Raw genomic sequence first — 23,736 nt, 5'->3', positions numbered from 1 at the left:
GCTCCCGTGCCGGAGGGGTGGGGCGCCGGCCGCCTGATGCGAACGTCGCGTCGACGCCGACGGTGTCCGTCATGCACGGCTTGGGGCGCCTCCCGATTCCGAATGAAATCGTAAGACATGTAATATAAATGAAAGATCGATCCGGATCTGTCCGCCGTCGTGACTCCCGCGCTCTCGCGAGATGAATCCGACCCTCCGCCACGCGTCATTCCCGCTTTCAACGGCAACACCACATGGAACAATTCGTCGATTCGATCAACGGTGTCATCTGGAGCCCCGCGCTCATCTTTCTCTGCCTCGCCGCCGGGCTGTATTTTTCGCTGCGCACGCGCTTCGCGCAGGTCCGCCACTTCATCGAGATGCTGCGGCTGATGCGCGGCAGCAAGGCGTCGGCGGAAGGCGTGTCGTCGTTCCAGGCGCTGGCGATGTCGCTGTCGGGGCGCGTCGGCACCGGCAACATCGCGGGCGTCGCGACGGCCATCACGTTCGGCGGCCCAGGCGCGATGTTCTGGATGTGGCTCGTCGCCTTCCTCGGCGCGAGCACCGCGTTCGTCGAATCGACGCTGTCGCAGATCTACAAGGTGCGGCGTGAAGGGCAGTATCGCGGCGGCCCCGCGTATTACATCGAGAAGGGGCTCGGCATCCGCTGGTATGCGGTGGCGTTCGCAATCGCCACCGTGCTCGCCTGCGGGCTGCTGCTGCCGGGCGTGCAGGCGAACGGGATTTCCGCCGCGATCGAGAATTCGTTCGGCATCGCGAAGCCCGTCACCGGCGCGGTGCTCGTGCTGCTGCTCGGCCTCATCATCTTCGGCGGCGTGAAGCGGATCGCGCGCGTCGCCGAAATCGTCGTGCCGTTCATGGCGCTCGGCTACATCCTGATCGCGTGCGTCGTGATCGCGCTCGACATCGAGCGCCTGCCGGGCGTCGTCAGGCTGGTGTTCGAGAGCGCGTTCGGCTTCGAGGCCGGCTTCGGCGCGGTGCTCGGCATGGCGATCCAGTGGGGCGTGAAGCGCGGCGTCTATTCGAACGAGGCGGGGCAGGGCACGGGCCCGCACGCGTCGGCCGCCGCCGAGGTCACGCACCCGGCGCAGCAGGGGCTCGTGCAGGCGTTCTCCGTCTATGTCGATACGCTGTTCGTCTGTTCGGCGACGGGTTTCATGATCCTCATCACCGGCGCCTACAACGTGGTCGCACCGAACGGCCGCGCGCTGTTCTCGGGCGCGGCCGGCATCGAGGCCGGCCCCGGCTATACGCAGATGGCCGTCGAATCGGTGCTGCCCGGCTTCGGCGCGGCATTCGTCGCGATGGCGCTGTTCTTCTTCGCGTTCACGACCATCCTCGCGTACTACTACATCGCGGAAACCAACGTCGCCTACCTGAGCCGCGCGCGCAGCAGCGCCGCCGGCACGTTCGCGCTGCGCGCGGTGATCCTGCTCGCGACGCTGTACGGCGCGGTGAAGAGTGCCAGTGTCGCGTGGGCGCTCGGCGACATCGGCGTCGGGTTGATGGCGTGGCTGAACCTCGTCGCGATCCTGCTGCTGCAGAAGCCGGCGCTCAAGGCATTGCGCGACTACGAGGCGCAGAAGCGCGCGGGGCGCGAGCCGTCGTTCGACCCGGCCGCGCTGGGCATTGCGAATGCGACCTTCTGGGAGAAACCGGCGGCGGCGAGCGGCGCGCGCGCGGCCGAGCCGGTCGCGGCTGTCGAGCGGCAGGCGTAGCGACAATCGTAGCGGCGCATTTCGCGGGCGCGGAGCCGGCCGCGAATGCGGCTCCGCGCGACGCAGCCGCTTCATCCCGCGGCCGGCACGTCCGTTGCCGGCTGTTTTGCATCGTGCCGCGCGTGGGCGCCTGGCTAGTTGTCGTCGGCTTTGGGCAGCGCATCCAGGCGGTCTTCCGTCACGAGCCAGCGGCATCGCTCGGGCTCGCCCGAGTCGCGACACTCGCTCACCTTGTGGTCGACCCAGACCCGCTCCTCGACACGCAAACTCCGGGCCCGGGCTTCATCGTTGTTCTGCGCGTAGCGCGACAGAATGCGCCGGTAGCTGTCGTTGAGCGCCTGATCGGCGCGCCGATAGAGCCAGTTGAAAGGGCGTGCGGGATCGAATGACGGGAAGTCGGCGAGCGGGAAACTGTCGTCCGGGTTATCGGAGTACCAGCCGTTGGCCACGCCCGCGATCATCTTCACCGATCGCTGCGAAGCGGGAAGCACGAATATGGAATTCCACGTCAGGACCATCCAGGCATGGTCGCCCCGCGTATCCAGAATGCGCACGTTGACCAGCTTGACCGGGCTTCCGTTTTCCCGCACATGAACCGCGGCGCAAGGCCCCACCACGAACTGTTCGCTCTCCTCGAACCGCGCGACGCAACGGCCGGGCGGAGGCAGCGACGTCTTGGTGATTCGACCGAAGTTGTCCTTGCCGGCATCGTTGTCGGTCACTTTCACGAGCATGGAGACGCGTGGCGAATGCTCGTCGACATGAACGGCTTCGACGTCGAGATGAAGCGTGGATTCCGCCAGCGCATTCGCGGAGAAAAGCGCGCAGATACCGGCGAGCGTCGATACGGCGAGTCGAGTGAGGTCCATGGACGAAGTCGAGAGGTCGAAAAGAATGGAATGGCGCGTTGGCGAGCGCCTGGCGATCTTAATTCGCGCGGGCCGGACTTTCAAAGTATCGGGGCATGCGGCTCGCGCCGTTGCCCGGGCGAGCCGCCCGAATGAGCGACACGCGCCGGCCGTTGCGACGGGGACGGGGGCGGACATCACGCAAGCGGCGCGAAACGCAGGCAGGCAAACCGGCGCTTCCGCGTGAGCGCACGGCCGCATCTACGTAATACTACGTAGCCCCGCATACGTAGTTATCCGCTTGTAAGCCGCCCCCGTCGCGCGGAATACTACGGCCCATTGTCGCGGCCTTTGCGAGGTCGCGGCACGACGCATCGACGTCACGCGTGTGCGGCCCCCGCGCCGCATGCCATCTAAAACCACATTGGAGACCAGGAGACGCCATGAATCGGGCTTCCAGTACCTTGCTCTGGATTGCGGTCGCGCTGCTCGGCGCGTTCGCGTTCGGTACGATTGCACTCGCTCACGGCGAGCGCGTCAGTGCCCTCTGGATCGTGATCGCCGCTGTCTGCGTGTATCTGATCGCGTATCGCTTCTACAGCCGTTTCATCGCCAGCAAGGTCATGCAGCTCGACGGGCTGCGGATGACGCCGGCCGTCAAGTACAACGACGGCCTCGACTACGTGCCGACCAACAAGTACGTGCTGTTCGGCCATCACTTCGCCGCGATCGCCGGCGCCGGCCCGCTCGTCGGGCCCGTGCTCGCCGCGCAGATGGGCTACACGCCCGGCATGCTGTGGATCCTGGCCGGCGTCGTGTTCGCCGGCGCGGTGCAGGACTTCATCGTGCTGTTCATCTCGACGCGCCGCGACGGCCGCTCGCTCGGCGATCTCGTCAAGATGGAGCTCGGCACGGTGCCCGGCGTGATCGCGCTGTTCGGCGCGTTCCTGATCATGGTGATCATCCTTGCGGTGCTCGCGCTGATCGTCGTGAAGGCGCTGACCAATTCGCCGTGGGGCACGTTCACCGTCGCCGCGACGATTCCGATCGCGCTGTTCATGGGCGTCTATACGCGCTACATCCGTCCGGGCCGCATCGGCGAAGTGTCGGTCATCGGCTTCATCGGGCTGATGGCGGCGATCGCGTTCGGCCAGAACGTGGCCGCATCGCCGACGTTCGCCGCGTGGTTCACGTTCACCGGCACGCAGCTCACGTGGATCCTGATCGGCTACGGCTTCGTGGCCTCGGTGCTGCCGGTCTGGCTGCTGCTCGCGCCGCGCGACTACCTGTCGACGTTCCTGAAGATCGGCACGATCCTCGGCCTCGCGATCGGCATCCTGGTCGTCGCGCCCGAACTGAAGATGCCCGCGCTGACGAAGTTCGTCGACGGCTCGGGCCCGGTGTGGTCGGGCGGCCTGTTCCCGTTCCTGTTCATCACGATCGCATGCGGCGCGGTGTCGGGCTTCCACGCGCTGATCTCGTCGGGCACGACGCCGAAGCTGATCGACAACGAAACCAACGCGCGCTTCATCGGCTACGGCGCGATGCTGATGGAATCGTTCGTCGCGATCATGGCGCTGGTGGCCGCATGCGTGATCGAGCCGGGCATCTACTTCGCGATGAACGCGCCGGCCGCCGTGCTCGGCTCGACGCCGGAAGCCGTCGCGAACACCGTCACGCAGTGGGGCTTCGTGCTGACGCCGGACATGCTCACGCAGACCGCGAAGGCCGTCGGCGAGACGACGATCATCGCGCGGGCGGGCGGCGCGCCGACGCTGGCCGTCGGCATGGCGCACATCCTGCACCAGGTGATCGGCGGCGAAGCGATGATGGCGTTCTGGTATCACTTCGCGATCCTGTTCGAGGCGCTGTTCATCCTGACGGCCGTCGACGCCGGCACGCGCGCGGGCCGTTTCATGCTGCAGGACCTGCTCGGCACGTTCCACCCGGCGCTCAAGCGCACCGAGTCGCTGCCCGCGAACCTGGTCGCCACCGGGCTGTGCGTGGCCGCGTGGGGCTACTTCCTGTACCAGGGGGTGGTCGATCCGCTCGGCGGCATCAACACGCTGTGGCCGCTGTTCGGCATCTCGAACCAGATGCTTGCCGCGATCGCGCTGGTGCTCGGCACCGTCGTGCTGTTCAAGATGAAGCGCGAGCGCTATGCGTGGGTGACGATCGTGCCGACCGCGTGGCTGCTGATCTGCACGCTGACCGCCGGCTGGCAGAAGATTTTCGACGCGAACCCGAAGGTCAGCTTCCTCGCGCACGCAGCGAAGCTGCAGGCCGCGGTGGACGAGGGCAAGGTGCTCGCACCGGCGAAGTCGATCGCGCAGATGAAGCGGATCATCTTCAACGACTACATCGATGCGGCGCTGGCCGGGCTGTTCATCTTCGTCGTCGTGAGCATCGCGGTGTACGGCGTGATCGCCGTGCTGCGCGCGCGCCGCGAGTCGAAGCCGACCGTGCGCGAGACGCCTTACGAAGCGATGCCGGCCGCGCAGGCGCTCGGCAGCGGACGTTGACGGGAGGCCGCGATGTTCAGCGATCTTGGCAGCGACCTGCGCAGCGCGGGGCGTTACCTCGGGCAGGCGTTGCGGCTGATGGTCGGCCTGCCCGACTACGACACCTACGTCGCGCACATGCGCGCCACCCATCCGGACCGCGAGCCGATGACGTACGAGGCGTTTTTCCGCGAGCGTCAGAATGCGCGGTACGGGTCGGGGGCGGGGAAGTGCTGTTGAGCGGCTGAAACGGCACGAACGAAGCAAACAGGCGTCATGGCGTGCTGCCATGGCGCCTTTTTTCATTTCGGCATGACGCCGGCAGCGGACTTCGCCGGGCTACGCCGCGGCCGGATACGGCGGGTTCATCGGCGAATCGGGTGAGTTCGGCATGGGCCGGTGCCGTCCGGAACCTCGGGCTAGCGATACGCGCTTGGGGGGGCTGACAGCAGGGACGAGATCGTTCGTGCGGCAAGAAGCCCGGCTCAAAGGGCCGTGGACATGCTGGTTGCCGTCGCGCAGGCAGTGCGGCACAGGAGGCGCGCCGGGATCGGCGGGGGCACGCGATGGAAGGGATGGGAGAGATGAGAAGGAGGGAGGGACCGAAGTCGAACCTGCTGCAAACCAGTCGGTCCCCCGCGATAGAGAATGGCCGGTGTCGACGGAACCGGCAGCGGCCCGCTTCACGACCTTCGATCTACAGCTTCAATCCCTCCGCATCAGCGACGAATTCAGCTCGGCGTCAGGCCGAGAGTTCGCCACGGACGATTGCCGCGCCCGCGCTCAGCGCATTCAGCTTGCCTCTTGCGACCTGACGGGGCAGGGGCGCCATGCCGCAGTTCGTGCACGGATAGAGCTTGTCGGCATCGACGAACCGAAGCGCCTTCCGAAGGGTGTTGGCAACTTCCTCCGGCGTTTCGATGTTTTCGGTCGCGACGTCGATGGCCCCTACCATCACTTTCTTGCCGCGGATGAGTTCGATCAGGTCGATCGGAACGTGCGAGTTGTGGCATTCCAGCGAAACGATGTCGATACTGGATTGCTGCAGCTTGGGGAAAGACTCCTCATACTGGCGCCACTCGGACCCGAGCGTCTTTTTCCAGTCGGTGTTGGCCTTGATGCCGTAGCCGTAGCAGATATGCACGGCGGTTTCGCATTTCAGCCCTTCAATCGCCCGTTCCAGGGTAGCGACGCCCCAGTCATTCACCTCGTCGAAGAAGACGTTGAATGCCGGTTCGTCGAACTGGATGATGTCGACGCCCGCGGCCTCCAGCTCCCTGGCTTCCTGATTGAGGATCTTCGCGAATTCCCACGCCAGCTTTTCGCGGCTCTTGTAGTGGTTGTCGTAGAGCGTATCGATCATCGTCATCGGACCCGGCAGTGCCCATTTGATGGGTTGCGTGGTTTGCTGACGCAGGAATTTGGCGTCTTCGACGAACACCGGCTTCTGGCGGCTCACTTCGCCCACGACGGTCGGAACGCTCGCGTCATAGCGGTCGCGGATTCTGACGGTCTCGCGCTTTTCGAAGTCGACGCCGCTGAGGTGCTCGATGAACGTGGTGACGAAGTGCTGACGGGTTTGCTCGCCGTCGCTGACGATGTCGATGCCCGCGTGCTGCTGCTCCTGCAGCGACAAACGCAGGGCGTCCTGTTTGCCCTCGATCAATTCTTCGTCCTGCAATTTCCAGGGCGACCAGAGTTTTTCAGGTTGCGCGAGCCAGGAAGGTTTGGGCAGGCTGCCGGCGGTCGAGGTGGGCAATAACTTTTTCATGACAAATGAATTCGCGTATCCTGGTTGATTAAAGAGCGTAATTGGCAGCCCATTGCTCAAGCGTAGTCTTGTACGGCTTGATGAAATGTTCTTCTGTAAATTTGCCCTGCTTGACGGCTAACTGGCTGCGCTCTTCCCGGTCATAGACAATTTGCGTCAACGAATAATCCTGGTGCTTCAGGCTCGGCTGATAGAACCGCCCTGCCGCGGAATTGGCATTGTAAATCTCGGGCCGGTAGATTTTCTGGAACGTTTCCATCGTGCTGATGGTGCCGATAAGCTCGAGATTGGTGTAGTCGCCAAGCAGGTCGCCGCGGAAATAAAAGGCCAGGGGCGCGACGCTGTTCGGCGGCATGAAATAGCGAACCTGCAGGCCCATTTTCTCGAAATACTGATCGGTCGAGGAAAACTCGTTTTGCCGATACTCGACGCCCAGCACCGGGTGCTGATTTTCAGTCCGGTGATAGGTCTTGCTGCTCGACGCGCTGATGCAGATGACCGGCGGCTTGTCGAAGCGCTCTTTGTAGGTGTCCGAGTTTATGAAATGCTTGAACAGCTTGCCGTGCAGATCGCCGAAATCGTCCGGGGTGCTGAAGGTGGACTTGTTGTTGTTGTACTCCGGCAGCAGTACGCTGAAGTCGTAATCGCGCACGTAAGAGGAGAAATTGTTCCCGACGATGCCGTCGATGCGCTCGTTGGTTTGCTTGTCAACGATATTCGTTTTCAGAATCTCGATCAACGGGAATGCGTCGTCGCTGTCCTTGGCGTCGATATTCATTTCCACGGAAATGATCTCGAGCTCGACAGAGTAGCGATCGCCCGTCGGGTTATCCCAGTGCGCCAGATTATTGAAGCGATTGTCGATCATCCTCAGGGTGTTGCGCAGGTTCTCCTGGCGGCTCGTTCCCCTGGCCAGATTCGCGAAATTGGTCGTTATGCGCGTACTGTCCGACGGATGATAATTTTCATCGAAACAAATGCTCTTGATGCTGAATGAAAAATCTTTGTTCATGGTGATCTGGCGCCGTAGGTTCCGCTATAAAATCCGAATCTGTTTTTTCGATTCCGGGATTTTAAATCTGGTTAATGCTGTTCCCGCTCGGCAGTCTTTGGGGTGACTATTGCCGGGAGTATGGTTTATTTTATGTCGGACTATCGATTAAAAAAAGTGAATTAATCTCATTGATGCATTAGCTGCATTCATGTTCGGTGGCCGTGTCGATGTGTCCGCGGGCCCGTACCGAAGGCATGCCGCTGGCGTTCGCAGCTTCGACATCCGTGGTGGACAGCTGCAAGCCGCGGCGGATTGCATCGTGCACATCGATCGCCGCGCCCGATGCGCAGTACTCCCTGACGATACGTGCCGGCCTGTGCGGCTCGACGAGCCCGCCTGGCGATCCGTGCCACAACACCCGGGCCAGACGCTTCAAGAAGACGCTCGGGGTCGAAGCCGTTTGCATCGCCAGGGACGAGACCTTTGACGCTGTCGCGGCGCGGCTGCCCGGGTCAATTGAAGGTGAATTCAGGGCCACGCGGCTGCGGGATGACTCCCGTTTCAGGCCGCGACTGCTTCGTCGGCGGTGGCCGAGCTTGTATGGCGCGTCAGTTCGATCAGCGGCAGGGCCCGTTGGACCGCCAGTCTGGCGCGCTCGATCAGGGCTTCGTTCTGCAGACGATAGTCCACGAAATCCTTGTCGGTCGCGTAGACGCCCAGCGGCAACGTGCGTGCCTGGAAGAAGCTGAACAGCGGCCGCAACTGGTGATCTATCACCAGCGCGTGGCGCTCGCTGCCGCCGGTGGCCGCCAGCAGGATCGGCTTGTCAAGCAAGGCATCCTGATCGATGAAGTCGAAGAAGTGCTTGAACAGCCCCGTGTAGGAGCCGCGGAAAACCGGCGTCGTCACCACCAGGACGTCGGCCTGCTCGACCGCGGCAAGTTCCCGCTCGACCGTGTCGGGCAGTTGGGTCCGCCAGACCGCTCCGGCAAGCTGCGGCGCGAGCTGGCCCAGTTCCACCAGGCGCTGTGTGCTCGGGACTTCGTCGGCGATCAGGTCCAGCAGGTGTTCTGCCAGGGCGGCGGACTTGGAGGGGCGTTGCAGCCCGCCGGAAACCGCGACTAAACGGAGTGGACGTGTCATTTTCGCTTCCATATGGATTGATCTGTACGGCGCCGGGCAATCCGCCCGGTCCCGCCCCGGGCCGTCTCCCGCCCACGCCCGTTGCTGCGGGCCGGGCACGCATCGCCAATCCGCCATGTGGGGATGGGCCGGGACGCCGCGGTTCAACGCCGGGACCTGCTCTGGCACCCACACGATCCGGGGTGGTGAACGATGGCCACGGCCGCTCCGAAAAATGCAAAAGAACAATGGAAACGGATGCTACCGAGGGGGGATGATGAAGTAAAATGGTTTTATTTCACGAATCCATGAATACGGATCATCTAAATGCTTGAGCGCATCCACCTCAGCATCGTTCAGCAGGTCGAGAAGCAAGGGTCGCTGACGGCCGCTGCGGGCGTGCTGAACCTGACCCAGTCGGCTCTGAGCCACAGCATGAAGAAGCTGGAGCAGCAACTGGGCACCGACATCTGGCTGCGCGAAGGTCGCAGCCTGCGCCTGACGCAGGCCGGCCAGTACCTGCTGGCGGTTGCGAACCGGGTGCTGCCGCAACTGGACCTGGCCGAAGAGCGCCTGGGCCAGTTCGCGCAGGGCGAGCGCGGTGCGCTGCGCATCGGCATGGAATGCCACCCGTGCTACCAGTGGCTGCTCAAGGTGGTGTCCCCCTATCTGGCCGCGTGGCCCGACGTGGATGTGGACGTCAAGCAGAAGTTCCAGTTCGGCGGGATCGGCGCGCTCTTCGGCTACGAGATCGACCTGCTGGTCACGCCCGATCCGCTGTTCAAGCCGGGACTGAAGTTCGAGCCGGTGTTCGACTACGAGCAGGTGCTCGTCGTGGCCAAGGGCCATGCCCTGGCTTCGGCGGCATACGTGAAGCCTCAGCAGCTGACCCAGGAGGTGCTCATCAGCTACCCGGTGGACATCGAGCGCCTGGACATCTACAACCAGTTCCTGTTGCCGGCTGGCGTCACGCCCAGGCGCCACAAGGCGATCGAAACCACCGACATCATGCTGCAGATGGTGGCCAGCGGTCGCGGGGTGGCTGCCCTGCCGCGCTGGCTGGTCGAGGAATACGCAGTCAAGATGGACGTGGTGCCGGTGCGGCTGGGCGTGCACGGCGTCGCCAAGCAGATCTTCCTGGGGGCGCGCGAGGCGGACACCGCCATCGACTACGTGCGGGCCTTCATCGAACTGTCCCGCCAGCCTGTCACTGCCGCCGCCATCGAGCAAGGAGCCCACTGATGAACACCACCGTCGAACGCAAACCGCTGCCGCTGCCCGGCGGCCACGACAAGGTGCTGCTGCATTCCTGCTGCGCGCCCTGCTCGGGCGAGGTCATGGAGGCCATGCTGGCCTCGGGCATCGACTACACCATCTTCTTCTACAACCCCAACATCCATCCGCTCAAGGAATACGAGCTGCGCAAGAACGAGAACATCCGTTTCGCCGAGCAGTTCGGCGTGCCTTTCGTCGATGCGGACTACGATCGCGACAACTGGTTCGAACGGGCCCGGGGCATGGAGCACGAGCCCGAGCGCGGCGTGCGCTGCACCATGTGCTTCGACATGCGCTTCGAGCGCACGGCGCTGTATGCGCACGAGCACGGCTTTCCGGTGATCACCAGTTCCCTGGGCATTTCGCGCTGGAAGAACATGCAGCAGATCAACGACTGCGGCGTGCGTGCGGCGGCCAGGTACCCCGGCCTGATGTACTGGGAATACAACTGGCGCAAGGGCGGCGGCTCCGCGCGCATGATCGAGATCAGCAAGCGCGAGAACTTCTATCAGCAGGAGTATTGCGGATGCGTGTACTCGCTGCGCGACACGAACCGGCACCGGGTGGAAAGCGGCCGCGAGCGCATCCAGCTGGGCGTGAAGTTCTACGGCGACGAGATGCCGGTGGAAGAATGATGCGCCGCCCGGGTGAGCGACGCCACGCCCGGGCCTCCAGAGTGTGTTCAACGGCTTCCGGCCCGCGCGATCGGCGCGGCGTGCCGGAGCGCTCCCGATAGTCGGCAGGCATGGCAAGTCTCTTGATTCACCCAGAAAATCCCGGGTCGGCCGGCAACATCACCGACGCCTATTCGCTGGAAGTCACCGCGAAGGACATTCCCGCGCTGACCGCGGCGGCGCCCCGGCTATTGCCCGCGTCGACGATTTCGATTCCCTATCTGCCGGGCGAGGACAACGACGCGCGACTGGCCGCGGCGCGTGCCGTGCGCAGACTCGGCTTCGAGCCGATGCCGCATTTTTCCGCGCGCCGCATCGGGTCGCTCGCCGAGCTTGACGCGTTCGTCACGCGCGCGGTCGCCGAAGCCGGCGTCGAGCGCTGCTTCGTGATCGCCGGAGATCCGTCCACCCCGATGGGGCCGTTTTCCGACAGTTCGTCGCTGATCGAGACGGGTATTTTCGAGCGCTCGGGCATCAAGGTGGTCGGCGTGGGCGGCCATCCCGACGGCCATCCGGTCATGAGCACGGCCGATCGGTGGGATGTGCTCGAACGCAAGTGCGACAGCATCGCGCGGCGCGGCATGACACCCTTGATCGTCACGCAGTTTGCGTTCGACGCCGACATCGTGCTGACGTGGCTGCAAGCGCTGCGCGAGCGGGGCATTGAACATCCCGTGCGCGTGGGCGTGCCGGGCCCGGCGGGCATCGCGGTGCTTGCGCGCTACGCCGCATTGTGCGGCGTCAGCGCATGCGCATCGATGTGGTCCAAGTACGGTGTCTCGATCGGCAAGCTGTTCGGCACGGCCGGGCCGGATCGTTTTGTCGATCGTCTGGCCACCGGCCTGACGCCGGCGCATGGCAAGGTGAGCCTGCATTTCTTCCCGTTCGGCGGCATCGCCCAGTCGCTGAAGTGGATCGAGCAGTACCGCTCCCGCGCCGAGCCGCCGCGCGCCTGATCGCCGGCCGAAGCCGGCCCGTTTGCGGCGCGTCCTCGCATCGGCGATTGCCCCGCCTGTTCGAATGCCTGCCCGTGCGCGCGGCCGTCAGTCGTTGTCGTGACGGAGCGCGAGAACGGCCGCGGCGCCCGCGGCGAGCGCGATCGCGGTCAGGGCGACGGCGAAGCCGGTTGCGCCGGCCGTGAAGCCGACGCGATCGATCGCGTAGCCGGTCATCACGGGCATCAATCCCGCCGGCAGGTAGCCGCCGATGTTCATGACGGCGTTCGCCTCGGCGCGCCGGGCGTCCGATACGTGCAGGCCGATCCGCTGCGGCTGACGATCGTGCGCAAGCTGATGCTGGAATCCGAGGCTTACGATCATCCGTGCGGCTGGTTCGGCTTCGACCGCCCGAAATCGTCGCTCACCCATCATTTCAAGGCGCTGCGCGACGCCGGCGTGCTGCGCCAGCGTCAATACGGGCTCTAGCGGCGCAGCCGCGTGCGCACCGAAGATCTCGACCTGCGCTTTCCCGGGCTGCTGCGGCTCGTGGCCGAGTGGGCGCCGCCGGCAGGCGTCGACGATTGACGGCTGCGGCGCCGCGGGTCACGGCGCTGTTCCTCGCCCGGCCGGGCGCGCACGGCATCCGTTCGTTTGCCGGCGCGCAGCGCGGCCCCTGCATTCGGCCGGTATCATAGGGCCCATTTATCCCGTTCCGACCAACCCGCGCAGGAGGATCCCGTCGTGCATGCCGGTGAGCGTTTCAACAGCATTACCCATCTCGTCGGCGCAGTGCTGTCGGTGGCGGGACTGGCGACACTGGTGACGATGGGGGCGCTCGCGGGCGATGCGTACAAGGTGGTGAGCTTCAGCGTCTACGGCGCGATGCTCTGCGTGCTCTACGCGATCTCGACGCTTTATCACAGCGTGCGCAAGCCCCGTCTTAAAGCCATTCTGCAGAAGTGCGACCACTCGGCGATCTACCTGCTGATCGCCGGCAGCTACACGCCGTTCACGCTGGTCACGTTGCGGGGCCCGTGGGGCTGGTCGCTGTTCGGCGTGAGCTGGGGGCTGGCCGTGCTCGGCATCGTGCAGGAGCTGACGCTCGGGCGGCGCACGCGCATGCTGTCGATGATCCTCTACGTGCTGATGGGCTGGCTCGCGCTCGTCGCGGTGCGTCCGCTGCTCCATGCGCTGCCGCCGGTCGGCACCGCGTGGCTCGTGGCCGGCGGACTGATCTACAGCGCGGGGATCTACTTCTTCATCAACGACGAACGCATCCGCCACGGGCACGGTATCTGGCATCTGTTCGTGCTGGCCGGCAGCCTGTGCCAGTTCGTCAGCGTCGCGATGTATGTCGCGTGAAGCCGGCCGGGGTGTCGACCCGGTGACGGCGGGCGCGTTGGCCGGCGCGTACGTTACCGGCGCGATGCGGCGCGCAGCGGCGCGGCCGCCTCGCCGGTCGCCCGCGTCGTAAGCCACCACGTCGCCGCGGCGAGCGCCGACACGCCGGCCGCCATGCCCAGCGTTACCCGCATCGCGGCCGGAAACGACTGCAGCGTCGCGATGCACGCCCCGAAGATCGCCACGCCGAGCGCCGATCCGCTCTGCCGCGCCGCGTTCAGCGCGGCCGCCGCCACGCCGGCGCGACGCCGGTCGACCGTCCCGAGTGCAGGCGAGGTCGCGGCCGGCGAGATGAAGCCCGATGCGAAGCCGATCGCGAGCATCGGCAGGACGGCGCGCCACGCCGGGGTCGTCGCGCCGAGGCCCGTCATGCCGAGTGCGCCGGCCGCATAGAGCGCGAACGCCGCGCACATCGTGCCGCGTGCGCCGAAGCGCGCCACGAGCCGCCCCGAGCACAGTCCGCCGAGCGCGACCATCGCGGTCATCGGCAGGAACGCGAGCCCCGTGTCGATCGGGCTCGCGCCGCGGATTTGCCGGTAGAACAGGCTGAGCACGAACAGCAGGCCGTAGAACACGAACGCCGACGCCATCGACACGCAGGTCGATCCCGCGAACAGCCGGTTGCGGAAGAACGCGAGCGGCAGCATCGGTTCGCGGCGCCGCGCCTCGATCGCGAGGAACGCGACCCACGCAGCGACGCTAGTCACCGCACCGGCGACGATCGGCGCCGAGCGCCAGCCGAGCGACGGGCCCTCGATCAGCGTGCCGATCAGCGCCGCGATCGCGACGATCGCCGTCGCCTGGCCGCCCCAGTCGAAATGCCGCGACGGATCGACGGCGGCGCGCGCGACCGTGCGGCCGAGCCAGATGCCGGCGAGCCCGAGCGGCAGGTTCACGAAGAAGAGGCTGCGCCACCCGAACAGCTGGATCAGCAGGCCGCCGATCAGCGGGCCCGACGCCATCGCGATGCCGCCGCAGCCCATCCACAGGCCGATCGCCGACGCGCGCGCGGCCGGTTCGGGGAACGCCCGGTTGATCAGCGCGAGCGAGCAGGGCACCAGCAGCGCACTGCCGACCCCTTGCAGCGCGCGGGCCAGCGCGAGCGCCGGGAGGGTCGGCGCGACGCCGCACAGCGCGGACGCCGCGACGAAGACCGCGAGCCCCGCGACATAGACGTTCCGGTCGCCGAGCCGGTCGCCGAGCGTGCCGCCCGTCATCAGCAGGCTCGCGAACGCGAGCGTGTACGCGTTCACGATCCACTGCAGGCCGGCGACGCGGCTGCCGAACGTGTGGGCGATGTCGAGGAGCGCGACGTTGACGATGGACGCGTCGAGCAGCACGAGCGTGTAGCTCACGCAGGTCGCGGCGAGCACGCGGCGCGCCGCGGCGCGGTTCGGTGCGGCGGCCGTCATGCGCGCTCGGGCGCCGGCGCGGCGGCTCGCAGCGCGAGGAAGCCGACCCAGCCCCAGTACACGCGATGATGCGCGATCAGCCCGTCGCGCAGGTCCATCACTTCGACGAGATCGACCTGGTCGCCGTCCGGCGTGGCGCGCGGATATTCCCACGTGAGCTGGCGGCCGTTCGAGAAGAACAGCCCGGTGCGGTACCAGCGTCCGAGCCTGTTGCCGGGGTTGCGCAGGCCGGCCGCGAAGAACTCGCCGATCGCGGCCTTGCCGTGCAGCACGCCGGAGCCGTGAGCGGGCAGCGTGACGACGACCAGCGGGGTTTCGAGCACCGCATCGTCGGCGTACAGCGCCATCAGCGCGTCGAGGTCGCGGGCGACCACGGCCGCGTGCCAGCCTTCGTAAATGTGCCGGGCGTTGGCGTGTGTCATGGCGGATTCCGGGAAGTGTCGATAACGGAACCCACTGTACGGGCGCGTCGCCGCGCGACGTTTCACGTCGACCCGAAACATGGATGCCGCCCCGGCGCGGGCGGCCGCGTGCCGGCCCTTAGCCGGCCAGCACGTCGAGATTGAGCACGTACGACTTGCCGATCCACACCGCGCAATCGCGATGGTCGCGCAGTTCGTCGTTCGTGTTCGGATGCAGGAAGATGTCCAGCGCGCCGTGGTTCAGCACGAGCCACGGCACGATGTCGTCGAATCGTGCGGCGTCGAACGCGATCTGATACGACCAGGCCGGATGCGGACCGACGAGGCGTTCGTGAAACCGGCCGAGCTCGATGACGGCGCCGAACCGCGCGTCGACGACCTGGCGAAACGCCCAGGCCGCATCGCGGCTGTCGGCATCGAAATAGACGTGCGCGTGCCAACTGTCGATGGCGGTGGTGTCGAGGGCGGCCATGAAAGGACTCGATGAAAAAGGGAAGGCGGAAGGCGCCGTGCGAAACGGCCGATGGGGGATTATCGCGCGTCCGTGCCGCATGCGTCGTGCCGCCATCCGGCGCGCCGGAGCGCCGGCTTGTCCTGCATCGGAAAATCCGCTCGTTCCGGCGAGGCCCGCCTGCGGCATCCGCACGCGCGATATCACGCCGGAAGCCTTGCCGGCACGGGCGCCGGGCGCGACCGTCCCGGCAACACGTCATTTCGGAAATGGCAAAAGCGGTGCGGGCGCTGCCTCGGTGCGTCCGGAAAAACGCGATCAGTGCGTTGAATGAAATGAAGAAAGTCCGTTTCGAAGGGAGGGGCGAACGATGCGGCGCGCGCGTCGAATCTCGAAGCTGAAAATATCCATTGCGGATTCGGCTATTCAAGCGGAAAGCGGCGCGACATACGATGGCTTCAACGCATCGTCAAAAGCGATCGATGCAGGGACAACCATCTGGAGGCCACTATGCGATCCCTCGTTCCCGTTGCTGTTCTTTCCTGCGCACTCGTTGCGCTGCCCACCGTCGGCTTTGCGCAATCGGCCTTCCCCGACGCGGCGCCGCATGCCGCGCCGCTGAACTGGTCCTCGGCGCGCGCCGAGACCGACGTGCAACTGATGCAGATGACGCGCGCCGGCTACCGTGCGACGTCGGCCGGCAACCAGAACTATCCGCTCGCGATGCAGCGTGCGCTCGAACGCGTCTACAACCCGGCGCCGGACCGGTCGCGCGAGGAGCGGGCCGAGATGGAAGCGCGCGTCGCGCGCGATACGCAGGGCGGCCACCCGGTCAAGGCGTTCTTCGTGAAGACCGCGTACTACCTGAAGGGCGAGAACACGTTCTGATGCAGGAGACGAGCATGGCTTGCCAGATCCGATTCGCCGGCGTCGTGCGTGCGTCCGCGCGGCGCCGGCTGCCGGTCGCGCGGGCGGCGCTGCAAAGCGACGACGGGCGCGGTGTGCGGCGTCGCGCGGCACACGACCGCGATGCGGGCCGGGGCGCCGTCGCGTGCGGCGTGGCACGGCCGGCTGTCGCGGCGAGCGAGGCGCCCGCGAGCGGGAGCCGATCGTGAAGGCCGGCCGGAAACACCGCCGCCACCCGCCGCTGACCCGCGAATGGCTGCTGCCGCTGCCGCCCGCGTATGCGCGCGACATCTCGCTGAAATGCCACATGGCGCTCGTCGCGCTGCGCGGCGAGCACGGCAACGCGGCGCAACTGATGCGGTTGCGCACGAGCGTCTACCTGGTGTTTCTCGCGCTCGACGATGCGGTGTGCGCCGATGCGGACATCGACCTGTGCGTCGACGCGGAGCGCGCGCTCGATGCGGGCGTGGCGCGCGCGGCGCAAAGCGGCGCGTGGACGCTGGACGACGACGAGTGCGCGGTGCTCGAGCCTGTCCTCGCGGCGAACGACACGTGCGTCGCGACGCTCACGCGGCGTCGGCTGGCCGAGCTGTGGGAGCACGTCTGCGCGTTCGCGTCGAGCGGCCAGCCTGCGCTCGTCGCGGGCGCGGCGGAACGGATGCGCCTGCATACGGCGCAGTCGCTCGCGGCCTGACGTCGCGCGGGTATCGCGAGGAGGATGGAGGAGACAGGGCCGGCCGCATCGGCGCGGCAGGCGCAATCGGATTGTGTCGACGATTGCGTGACGGTTGCCGCAAGACGGCGCCGAATGAAGGCGGCCCAAAACAGAAGCGCCACGGAGCAGACTCCGTGGCGCTTTGTTTTTTCCCGCAGGCGCGGGGGCTCGGCCCCCGCGGGCGACACGCGCTTAAGCGGCCGCTGCCGGCTTCGCCGGCTTCTGCAGCTTGCCCTTGCCGGCGCGCTGGATTTCGTCGAGCTTGATCTCGACGTGACGCGAGAACACGTACTCGGCCGGACGCTGCTTGTCGATCGGGATATCCGGTGCGAACGGGCCATCGGTCTTGATGCCCTTGCGGCTCACGGCGAACGCCTTCAGCGGATGCGCCATCGTGTCCATCACGGCCGTTGCCTCGAAGCCGCAGTGGACCATGCAGTCCGCGCACTTCTCGTAGTTGCCGACGCCGTAGTTGTCCCAGTTCGTGTCTTCCATCAGTTCCTTGAAGGTCTTCACGTAACCTTCGCCGACCAGATAGCACGGCTTCTGCCAGCCGAACACGGTGCGCGCCGGGTTGCCCCACGGCGTGCACTTGTAGGTCTGGTTGCCGGCCAGGAAGTCGAGGAACAGCGACGACTGGCTGAACGACCAGCGCTTGCCGCCTTCGCCGCGCTTCAGGATTTCGCGGAACAGGTTCTTCGTCTTGTCGCGGTTCAGGAAGTGCTGCTGATCCGGCGCGCGCTCGTACGCGTAGCCCGGCGACACCGTGATGCCGTCGACGCCGATCGGCTTCAGCGTGTCGAAGAACTTCGCGACGCGCTCGGGGATCGCATCGTTGAACAGCGTGCAGTTGATGTTCACGCGGAAGCCGCGGCGCTTCGCTTCCTTGATTGCCGCGACCGCCTTCTCGTACACGCCGTCCTGCGACACGGAGTGATCGTGCATGTCCTTGTCGCCGTCGAGGTGGACCGACCAGACGAAGTACGGGCTCGGCTTGTAGTCGTCCATCTTCTTTTCCATCAGCAGCGCGTTCGTGCACAGGTACACGAACTTCTTGCGCTTCATGATGCCGCGGACGATTTCAGGCATTTCCTTGTGCAGCAGCGGTTCGCCGCCCGCGATCGACACGATGGGCGCGCCGCATTCGTCGACCGCTTCCAGGCATTCCTCGATGGACAGGCGCTGGTTCAGGATGGGATCCGGGTAATCGATCTTGCCGCAGCCGTTGCACGCGAGGTTGCAGCGGAACAGAGGCTCGAGCATCAGCGCGAGCGGATAGCGTTTGTTGCCGGACAGGTGTTGGCGCGTGATGTAGGCACCGACGCGGACTTGCTGGAGCAGCGGAATAGACAAGAGATGTCCTCCTTAAACTTCGCGGGCGACAGCTTGCATGAGCTTCGCCGGCAACTTGAATTCGACTTTTTCCTCACGGCCCGCCATCGTCGTGACGTCGACGGGGCCCAGCGCGCGCAGCGCGCCGATTACATCCTCGACCATTTCCTCGGGCGCCGACGCGCCGGCGGTCAGGCCGACCGTCTGCACGCCCGCGAACCATTCGGCCTTCACCTCGGAGCCGTCGGCGACGAGGTAGCTCGGCACACCGCTTTCGGTGCCGATCTCGCGCAGGCGGTTCGAGTTGGAACTGTTCGTCGCACCGACCACGAGCAGCACGTCGACCTGCTCGCTCAGTTCGCGCACCGCCGCCTGGCGATTCTGCGTCGCATAGCAGATGTCGCGCGTATCCGGGCCGACGATGTCGGTGAACCGGCGCTGCAGCGCCTCGATGATGCCGCGCGTATCGTCGACCGACAGCGTGGTCTGCGTAATGTAGGCGACCGGCGTGTCGACGGGAAGCGTCAGCGTATCGACTTCGGCTTCGCTCTGCACGAGGATCACCTCGGCCGGAATCTGGCCGATCGTTCCCTCGACTTCCGGGTGGCCCGCATGGCCGATCAGGATCAGCCGGCGGCCCGCGCCGACATACTGGCGGCCCTGCACGTGCACCTTCGTGACGAGCGGGCAGGTGGCGTCGAGCACGTCGAGCCCGCGCGTTTCCGCGTCACGCTCGACGGTCTGGGCGACACCGTGCGCGCTGAAGATCGCGACAGCGCCGTGGGGCACCTCGTCGAGTTCCTCAACGAATCGCGCCCCTTTATTACGCAGATTTTCGACGACATGCCGGTTATGAACGATTTCATGACGCACATAGACCGGCGCGCCGTGCTGTTGCAGCGCGCGATCGACGATCTCGATCGCACGGACAACCCCCGCACAAAAGCCGCGGGGCTGGGCAAGGATGACTCGCATAAGTGAGCGAACTCCGACGACAGACGCCGGGGTTCGAGGAGCTGGCACTCGCTCGCTCGCCCCGGCTTGATGTTTTGAAGGCAGGAACGAACCGGCCAGGCCAGGCCCCGGAACCCCGAATTAATCGCGCATTTTAACTCTATCGGGCCGTCCTTGCTTCGGCGCTGTGCTTGCGTGTTGCATTTGCGGGAGAACCGCGTCGGCACTGGCGCGCGCGGAACCCAGTAAACTATATGGTTTTGCGGGCAGCCGCCCCGGCTGCCCGGCGTCGCGCTCATTTCAAGGCCATTCGATGACCGTCGATTCTTACGTGTATTGCCCGGCCGCCCGTGCGGTTTCGGGCGTTTTGTTCCTGACCCCTATTAAACTTCCGGATGCGGGCGTCCGGCAGGAGGCGCGCCGATGATGCTGGCGATCGCTTTCCTGGTATCCGGCCTGTCGCTGATCATCTGGATCGTGCTGCTCGTCGCGCGCGGCGGCTTCTGGCGCGCCGCGCCCGCGCGGCCGTTGCCGCCCGCGGCGCGCGGCGCGGCGGCCGAGGCCGGCTGGCCGGCCGTCGTCGCGGTCGTACCGGCGCGCAACGAGGTCGACGTGATTGCTCGCGCGGCGACCTCGCTGCTCGAGCAGGATTATCCCGGCGATTTTCATCTGATCATTGTCGACGACCACAGCGACGACGGCACCGCCGATGCGGCGCGTGCGGCCGCGCTCGCGATCGGCCGCGCCGACCGGCTGACGGTGCTGACCGCGAAGCCGCTGCCGGCCGGCTGGTCGGGCAAGGTCTGGGCGCAATCGCAGGGGATCGCCGCGGTGCAGGCGCTCGGCCTGCCGGCCGACTACCTGCTGCTGACGGATGCCGACATCGGCCATCCGCCGGACGCCGTCGCGCAGCTCGTCACGCGCGCTCAGGCCGAGAATCGCGATCTCGTGTCGCTGATGGTGCGGCTGCGCTGCGATTCGTTCTGGGAAAAGGCGCTGATCCCGGCGTTCGTGTTCTTCTTCGCGAAGCTGTACCCGTTCTCGTGGATCAACAACCCGCGCAACCGGACGGCCGGCGCCGCGGGCGGCTGCATGCTCGTGAAGCGCACGGCGCTCGAGGAAGCGGGCGGCATCGAGTCGATCCGCGGCGCGCTGATCGACGACTGCAGCCTCGCCGCGCAGATCAAGCACCGCGGCAGCGGCCGCCATCCGATCCGGCTCGACCTGGCCGACCGCAGCGTGTCGCTGCGCCCGTACGACAGCTGGCGCGACATCTGGAACATGATCGCGCGCACCGCGTTCACGCAGCTGCATTATTCGCCGCTGCTGCTGGCCGGCACGCTGCTCGGGATGACGATCATCTACCTCGTGCCGCCCGCCGCGGCGATCGTGTACGGCGCGCGCGCATGGCCGGCATGGCTCGCCTGGGCGTCGATGTGCGCGGCGTATGCGCCGATGCTGCGCTACTACCGGCGCTCGCCGCTGTGGGCGCCGGCGTTGCCGCTCGTCGCGCTGTTCTACGTCGGCGCGACGTTCGCGTCCGCGTGGCGCTACTGGCGCGGCAAGGGCGGCCAGTGGAAGGCCCGCGTGCAGGCGCCGGTGGATCGCTGAGCGCGCCCCGGGAGGCGCGCCTCCCGGCAGTCGGAAAACGAACAGCCCGGCCGGTGGAGCACACCGGCCGGGCTGTTTCGTTTGCGGCGGCGGCGCGCGCCGGTGCTTACCGCTGGGTCAGCATCATGTACATCTGGACCACGACATCCGGCGAGAACGTGAACGGCACCCAGCCGTAGCCCGTGTGGCGGGCGACCAGCAGGCGGTCGCCGTTCGGCTGCTTCTGCACCGCCATCATCGGGTTCTTCGTCGTGACGAAGCGCCAGCCGGCCGGGATGCCGGGCGGCGGCTCGGGCTGCATCGACGCCCGGGCGTGCGCGAGTTCCTCGATCAGCTGGCCCAGTTGCTCGGGGTGCAGCGTGATCGATTCGCCGTTGATGGTCAGCGTGAGCTCGTTCTGCGTCGGACGCGACACCTGCAGCGTCGATTTGTCGGCCGGGGCGGCGGCCTGGACTTCGGCTTCGGCTTCGGCCGGCGTTTCGGCCTGCGCCGTCGCGACGATTGCCGTTTCGGCGTCGGCCGTCGCGTCGAGCGCATCGGTTGCTGCCGCCGGCGCGTTCACGGCCGGTTCCGCCACCGGCAGGTCGGCCGGTTCCGGTGCGACGGCGTCCGCTGCCACGGCCGCGGTGGCACCGGCGTTCGTTGCGGCCTCCTTGACGACGGCCTCGACCAGCGCCTCGGCGTCGGCGATCGCCTTCGCGTGATGCTGCGCGGCGGCCTCGGCCTGCGCGATCGCTTCGGCATGACGCTGCGTGACGGCTTCGGCCTGCGCGGCGGCGTCGGCGTGATGCTGCGCGGCGGCTTCGGCCTGCGCGATCGCTTCGGCATGGCGCTGCGTGACGGCTTCGGCCTCGGCGGTCGCTTCGGCGTGACGCTGCGCGGCCGCCTGCGCGTCGGCGATCGACTGCGTGTGATGCTGCGCGAGCGCTTCGGCCTCGGCGATTGCCGCCGTGTGGCGTTGCGCGGCGGCCTCGGTTTCGGCGATCGCTTCCGCGTGGCGCCGCGCGGCGGTTTCGGCCTCGGCGGTTGCCGTCGCATGCCGTTGCGCGGCGGCTTCGGCTTCGACGGTCGCTGCCGCATGGCGCTGCGCGGCCGCGTCGGCTTCGGTCGCGGCGGCGTCATGACGCTGCGCGGCGGCCTCGGCTTCGGCGATCGCGGCCGCGTGGCGTTGCGATGCGGCTTCGGCATCCGCGTGACGCTGCGCGAGCGCTTCGGTCAGCGCGGTGGCTTCCGCATGGCGCTGCACGGCGGCTTCGGCCTGTGTGGCGGCGTCCGTGTGACGCTGGGCGGCGGCGTCGGCCGCGGCGATCGCCTCGGCGTGGCGCTGCTGTGCGGCCTCGGCGTCGGCCGCGGCGGCCGTGTGGCGTTGTGCGGCGGCCTGCGCGTCGGTTTCCGCCGCGGCGTGACGCGCTGCCGCGGCCTGGGCTTCCGTTGCCGCGGCGCGCGCGAACGCTTCCGCGCTGCGTGCCGCCTGCTGCGCGGCATGGTGATCGTGGAGGAGCTGATCGACGCCCATGGTGAGCGAAGCGATCTGATCGTTCAGGTTCATGCGTGTCTTCTCTGCGTAAGACCCGCGATTTTAACCGCTGCGCCGGTGCCGGTCCGCGCGGGCCGTGTAACAAAGTGCGCAGGACGGCGCGAAACGCGCCGTCCTGTGTTATTTCAGGTAGCCCGCCGAGCCGAACCAGTCGAGCGCATCGCGCAGCCCTTCGCGGTACGGGCGTGCCCGATAGCCGAGCTCGCGCTCGGCCTTCGCGGACGTGAAATACATCTTGTTTTTCGACATCCGCAGCCCGTCCACGGTGACGAACGGCTCCTTCTTCGTGAACTTCGCGACCGCTTCGGCGCCGACCGCGAGCGGGTAGAGCGGCCAGCGCGGCAGCGCGATCGTCGGCGCCTTGCGGCCCGTCATCTGCGCGATGTCGGCGAGCATCTGCTGCAGCGGCAGGTTCTCGCCGCCGAGGATGTAGCGCTCGCCGATCCGGCCGCGCTCGAGCGCGAGGAAGTGGCCGTGCGCGACGTCGTCGACGTGCACGAGGTTCAGCCCCGTATCGACGAACGCGGGAATCTTGCCGAGCGCGGCCTCGACGATGATGCGGCCGGTCGGCGTCGGCTTCACGTCGCGCGGGCCGATCGGCGTCGACGGATTGACGATCACGGCCGGCAGCCCTTCGTCGGCGATCATCCGCTCGACCGCGCGTTCCGCGAGCACCTTGCTGCGCTTGTACACGCCGATCGCCTGCTCGGCCGTGAGCGGCCGGTTTTCGTCGGACGGATCGCCCGCGCTCGTCACCTTCAGCGTCGCGACGCTGCTCGTGTAGACGATCCGCTCGACGCCTTCCGCGCGCGCCGCGCGCATCGTCGCGACCGCGCCCTCGAGGTTCGCGCGCTCGATCTCGTCGGGATCGGGGGCCCACAGCCGGTAGTCGGCGGCCACGTGCAGCAGGTAGCGCACGCCGCGCAGCGCGGCGCGCATCGACTGCTCGTCGCGCATGTCGCCGGTGACGATCTCGGCGTCGAGATCCGCCACGTTCGTGCGCGGGCTGGTCGCGCGCACCAGCACGCGCACCGCATAGCCCTTCTGCTGCGCGATGCGCGCGACGGCCGAGCCGACGAAACCGGACGCACCGGTGACGAGAACGAGATCGCGGGAGGTATCAGTCATGCGTTTCCTTCAGGGCCGCGCGCGAA

General features: G+C 66.8%; 25 protein-coding genes. 12 read left to right on the top strand and 13 right to left on the bottom strand.

The features are described from left to right. Positions 1-233 precede the first annotated feature (233 nt). Positions 234-1,718 carry an alanine/glycine:cation symporter family protein gene (locus GQ56_RS0120205; RefSeq protein WP_031400343.1) on the top strand — a complete coding sequence of 495 codons (1,485 nt, stop codon included), beginning with the start codon at positions 234-236 and terminating at the stop codon, positions 1,716-1,718. A gap of 134 nt (positions 1,719-1,852) precedes the next feature. Here the strand turns inward: GQ56_RS0120205 and GQ56_RS0120200 are convergent, their stop codons facing one another. After that, positions 1,853-2,587, bottom strand: a complete 735-nt coding sequence (locus tag GQ56_RS0120200) for a lysozyme inhibitor LprI family protein (protein ID WP_031400342.1) — start codon at positions 2,585-2,587, stop codon at positions 1,853-1,855. A 422-nt stretch (positions 2,588-3,009) separates the two neighbouring features. Between GQ56_RS0120200 and GQ56_RS0120195 the strand changes: the two genes are divergently transcribed. After that, the gene (locus tag GQ56_RS0120195) at positions 3,010-5,088 is read left to right on the top strand and encodes a carbon starvation CstA family protein (protein ID WP_031400341.1); all 2,079 of its coding nucleotides are present in this window, start codon (positions 3,010-3,012) and stop codon (positions 5,086-5,088) included. Between the two features lie 12 nt (positions 5,089-5,100). After that, positions 5,101-5,307, top strand: coding sequence for a YbdD/YjiX family protein (locus GQ56_RS0120190; protein WP_009689042.1), 207 nt, complete (start codon positions 5,101-5,103; stop codon positions 5,305-5,307). 502 nt (positions 5,308-5,809) lie between these two features. On the opposite strand, the gene GQ56_RS0120185 is transcribed toward GQ56_RS0120190, so the two are convergent. The 4 genes from GQ56_RS0120185 to msuE all read right to left on the bottom strand — a co-directional run bounded on the left by GQ56_RS0120185 (position 5,810) and on the right by msuE (position 8,975). Further along, positions 5,810-6,838, bottom strand: coding sequence for a methionine synthase (locus tag GQ56_RS0120185; RefSeq protein ID WP_031400340.1), 1,029 nt, complete (start codon positions 6,836-6,838; stop codon positions 5,810-5,812). 28 nt (positions 6,839-6,866) lie between these two features. Continuing rightward, complete coding sequence (locus tag GQ56_RS0120180; RefSeq protein ID WP_031400339.1) at positions 6,867-7,850, bottom strand: DUF1852 domain-containing protein; 984 nt, start codon at positions 7,848-7,850, stop codon at positions 6,867-6,869. A gap of 178 nt (positions 7,851-8,028) precedes the next feature. After that, entirely contained in the window at positions 8,029-8,268 is a 240-nt protein-coding gene (locus GQ56_RS0120175; RefSeq protein WP_152601803.1) for a hypothetical protein, read from the bottom strand. Between the two features lie 125 nt (positions 8,269-8,393). Continuing rightward, positions 8,394-8,975 (bottom strand): FMN reductase, encoded by a 582-nt coding sequence (gene msuE, locus GQ56_RS0120170; RefSeq protein WP_031400337.1) that lies wholly within the window; start codon positions 8,973-8,975, stop codon positions 8,394-8,396. A gap of 306 nt (positions 8,976-9,281) precedes the next feature. Between msuE and GQ56_RS0120165 the strand changes: the two genes are divergently transcribed. From GQ56_RS0120165 to GQ56_RS0120155, 3 genes are all read left to right on the top strand, one after another. After that, positions 9,282-10,196 (top strand): LysR family transcriptional regulator, encoded by a 915-nt coding sequence (locus tag GQ56_RS0120165; protein ID WP_031400336.1) that lies wholly within the window; start codon positions 9,282-9,284, stop codon positions 10,194-10,196. After that, a complete protein-coding gene (locus tag GQ56_RS0120160; protein WP_031400335.1) occupies positions 10,196-10,864 on the top strand; it encodes an epoxyqueuosine reductase QueH in 669 nt (222 codons plus the stop codon). The genes GQ56_RS0120165 and GQ56_RS0120160 overlap by 1 nt, the downstream gene beginning before the upstream one ends. 122 nt (positions 10,865-10,986) lie before the next feature. Continuing rightward, entirely contained in the window at positions 10,987-11,859 is an 873-nt protein-coding gene (locus tag GQ56_RS0120155) for a methylenetetrahydrofolate reductase (RefSeq protein WP_235212721.1), read from the top strand. 87 nt (positions 11,860-11,946) lie between these two features. On the opposite strand, the gene GQ56_RS45590 is transcribed toward GQ56_RS0120155, so the two are convergent. Beyond that, positions 11,947-12,117: a hypothetical protein gene (locus tag GQ56_RS45590; protein WP_160257503.1), complete on the bottom strand. Its 171-nt coding sequence runs from the start codon at positions 12,115-12,117 to the stop codon at positions 11,947-11,949. 36 nt (positions 12,118-12,153) lie between these two features. Here GQ56_RS45590 and GQ56_RS46240 point away from each other — a divergent pair, with 36 nt between their 5' ends. Further along, positions 12,154-12,327, top strand: a complete 174-nt coding sequence (locus GQ56_RS46240) for a helix-turn-helix transcriptional regulator (protein ID WP_200877991.1) — start codon at positions 12,154-12,156, stop codon at positions 12,325-12,327. Between the two features lie 255 nt (positions 12,328-12,582). Continuing rightward, positions 12,583-13,203 carry a PAQR family membrane homeostasis protein TrhA gene (gene trhA, locus GQ56_RS0120140; RefSeq protein ID WP_031400333.1) on the top strand — a complete coding sequence of 207 codons (621 nt, stop codon included), beginning with the start codon at positions 12,583-12,585 and terminating at the stop codon, positions 13,201-13,203. A 53-nt stretch (positions 13,204-13,256) separates the two neighbouring features. Here the strand turns inward: trhA and GQ56_RS0120135 are convergent, their stop codons facing one another. The 3 genes from GQ56_RS0120135 to GQ56_RS0120125 form a co-directional block, all read right to left on the bottom strand. Further along, positions 13,257-14,654 carry an MFS transporter gene (locus tag GQ56_RS0120135; protein ID WP_031400332.1) on the bottom strand — a complete coding sequence of 466 codons (1,398 nt, stop codon included), beginning with the start codon at positions 14,652-14,654 and terminating at the stop codon, positions 13,257-13,259. Beyond that, entirely contained in the window at positions 14,651-15,076 is a 426-nt protein-coding gene (locus GQ56_RS0120130) for a nuclear transport factor 2 family protein (RefSeq protein WP_031400331.1), read from the bottom strand. The genes GQ56_RS0120135 and GQ56_RS0120130 overlap by 4 nt, the downstream gene beginning before the upstream one ends. Before the next feature lie 118 nt (positions 15,077-15,194). Next, positions 15,195-15,548, bottom strand: coding sequence for a DOPA 4,5-dioxygenase family protein (locus GQ56_RS0120125; protein WP_031400330.1), 354 nt, complete (start codon positions 15,546-15,548; stop codon positions 15,195-15,197). On the opposite strand from GQ56_RS0120125, the gene GQ56_RS44470 reads away from it, so the two are divergent. The 3 genes from GQ56_RS44470 to GQ56_RS0120110 all read left to right on the top strand — a co-directional run bounded on the left by GQ56_RS44470 (position 15,547) and on the right by GQ56_RS0120110 (position 17,127). Then, a complete protein-coding gene (locus GQ56_RS44470) occupies positions 15,547-15,861 on the top strand; it encodes a hypothetical protein (protein ID WP_152601802.1) in 315 nt (104 codons plus the stop codon). The two genes, GQ56_RS0120125 and GQ56_RS44470, sit on opposite strands and share 2 nt — an antisense overlap. 176 nt (positions 15,862-16,037) lie before the next feature. After that, a complete protein-coding gene (locus GQ56_RS0120120) occupies positions 16,038-16,415 on the top strand; it encodes a hypothetical protein (RefSeq protein ID WP_031400329.1) in 378 nt (125 codons plus the stop codon). Between the two features lie 223 nt (positions 16,416-16,638). Further along, positions 16,639-17,127, top strand: a complete 489-nt coding sequence (locus GQ56_RS0120110) for a hypothetical protein (RefSeq protein WP_031400327.1) — start codon at positions 16,639-16,641, stop codon at positions 17,125-17,127. Between the two features lie 213 nt (positions 17,128-17,340). Here the strand turns inward: GQ56_RS0120110 and hpnH are convergent, their stop codons facing one another. Both hpnH and ispH read right to left on the bottom strand, forming a co-directional pair. Beyond that, on the bottom strand, positions 17,341-18,501 hold the full coding sequence (gene hpnH / locus GQ56_RS0120105; RefSeq protein WP_031400326.1) for an adenosyl-hopene transferase HpnH: 1,161 nt from the start codon (positions 18,499-18,501) through the stop codon (positions 17,341-17,343). A gap of 12 nt (positions 18,502-18,513) precedes the next feature. Next, positions 18,514-19,455: a 4-hydroxy-3-methylbut-2-enyl diphosphate reductase gene (ispH, locus tag GQ56_RS0120100; RefSeq protein ID WP_031400325.1), complete on the bottom strand. Its 942-nt coding sequence runs from the start codon at positions 19,453-19,455 to the stop codon at positions 18,514-18,516. A 402-nt stretch (positions 19,456-19,857) separates the two neighbouring features. On the opposite strand from ispH, the gene GQ56_RS0120095 reads away from it, so the two are divergent. Further along, positions 19,858-21,045 (top strand): glycosyltransferase, encoded by a 1,188-nt coding sequence (locus GQ56_RS0120095; protein WP_031400324.1) that lies wholly within the window; start codon positions 19,858-19,860, stop codon positions 21,043-21,045. Between the two features lie 106 nt (positions 21,046-21,151). Here GQ56_RS0120095 and GQ56_RS0120090 read toward each other — a convergent pair whose 3' ends face one another. Beyond that, positions 21,152-22,594, bottom strand: coding sequence for a hypothetical protein (locus tag GQ56_RS0120090; protein ID WP_031400323.1), 1,443 nt, complete (start codon positions 22,592-22,594; stop codon positions 21,152-21,154). Between the two features lie 108 nt (positions 22,595-22,702). Further along, positions 22,703-23,710: a hopanoid-associated sugar epimerase gene (gene hpnA / locus GQ56_RS0120085; protein ID WP_031400322.1), complete on the bottom strand. Its 1,008-nt coding sequence runs from the start codon at positions 23,708-23,710 to the stop codon at positions 22,703-22,705. Positions 23,711-23,736 lie beyond the last annotated feature (26 nt).

The organism is Burkholderia paludis (genome assembly GCF_000732615.1).
In the GTDB taxonomy this organism is placed as follows: domain Bacteria; phylum Pseudomonadota; class Gammaproteobacteria; order Burkholderiales; family Burkholderiaceae; genus Burkholderia; species Burkholderia paludis.
Note: the sequence above shows the minus strand (reverse complement) of the source record. Positions and strands in the feature narration are given on the sequence as shown.

Coding starts and splice junctions, on each gene's coding strand:
- GQ56_RS0120130 (WP_031400331.1), bottom strand. CDS start 15,076: ATGACACACGCCAACGCCCGGCACATTTACGAAGGCTGGCACGCGGCC.
- GQ56_RS0120200 (WP_031400342.1), bottom strand. CDS start 2,587: ATGGACCTCACTCGACTCGCCGTATCGACGCTCGCCGGTATCTGCGCG.
- GQ56_RS0120190 (WP_009689042.1), top strand. CDS start 5,101: ATGTTCAGCGATCTTGGCAGCGACCTGCGCAGCGCGGGGCGTTACCTC.
- GQ56_RS0120135 (WP_031400332.1), bottom strand. CDS start 14,654: ATGACGGCCGCCGCACCGAACCGCGCCGCGGCGCGCCGCGTGCTCGCC.
- GQ56_RS0120180 (WP_031400339.1), bottom strand. CDS start 7,850: ATGAACAAAGATTTTTCATTCAGCATCAAGAGCATTTGTTTCGATGAA.
- GQ56_RS0120185 (WP_031400340.1), bottom strand. CDS start 6,838: ATGAAAAAGTTATTGCCCACCTCGACCGCCGGCAGCCTGCCCAAACCT.
- GQ56_RS0120095 (WP_031400324.1), top strand. CDS start 19,858: ATGATGCTGGCGATCGCTTTCCTGGTATCCGGCCTGTCGCTGATCATC.
- GQ56_RS0120090 (WP_031400323.1), bottom strand. CDS start 22,594: ATGAACCTGAACGATCAGATCGCTTCGCTCACCATGGGCGTCGATCAG.
- GQ56_RS44470 (WP_152601802.1), top strand. CDS start 15,547: ATGAAAGGACTCGATGAAAAAGGGAAGGCGGAAGGCGCCGTGCGAAAC.
- GQ56_RS0120195 (WP_031400341.1), top strand. CDS start 3,010: ATGAATCGGGCTTCCAGTACCTTGCTCTGGATTGCGGTCGCGCTGCTC.
- GQ56_RS0120125 (WP_031400330.1), bottom strand. CDS start 15,548: ATGGCCGCCCTCGACACCACCGCCATCGACAGTTGGCACGCGCACGTC.
- ispH (WP_031400325.1), bottom strand. CDS start 19,455: ATGCGAGTCATCCTTGCCCAGCCCCGCGGCTTTTGTGCGGGGGTTGTC.
- GQ56_RS0120120 (WP_031400329.1), top strand. CDS start 16,038: ATGCGATCCCTCGTTCCCGTTGCTGTTCTTTCCTGCGCACTCGTTGCG.
- msuE (WP_031400337.1), bottom strand. CDS start 8,975: ATGACACGTCCACTCCGTTTAGTCGCGGTTTCCGGCGGGCTGCAACGC.
- hpnA (WP_031400322.1), bottom strand. CDS start 23,710: ATGACTGATACCTCCCGCGATCTCGTTCTCGTCACCGGTGCGTCCGGT.
- GQ56_RS0120160 (WP_031400335.1), top strand. CDS start 10,196: ATGAACACCACCGTCGAACGCAAACCGCTGCCGCTGCCCGGCGGCCAC.
- GQ56_RS0120205 (WP_031400343.1), top strand. CDS start 234: ATGGAACAATTCGTCGATTCGATCAACGGTGTCATCTGGAGCCCCGCG.
- GQ56_RS45590 (WP_160257503.1), bottom strand. CDS start 12,117: ATGAACATCGGCGGCTACCTGCCGGCGGGATTGATGCCCGTGATGACC.
- GQ56_RS0120165 (WP_031400336.1), top strand. CDS start 9,282: ATGCTTGAGCGCATCCACCTCAGCATCGTTCAGCAGGTCGAGAAGCAA.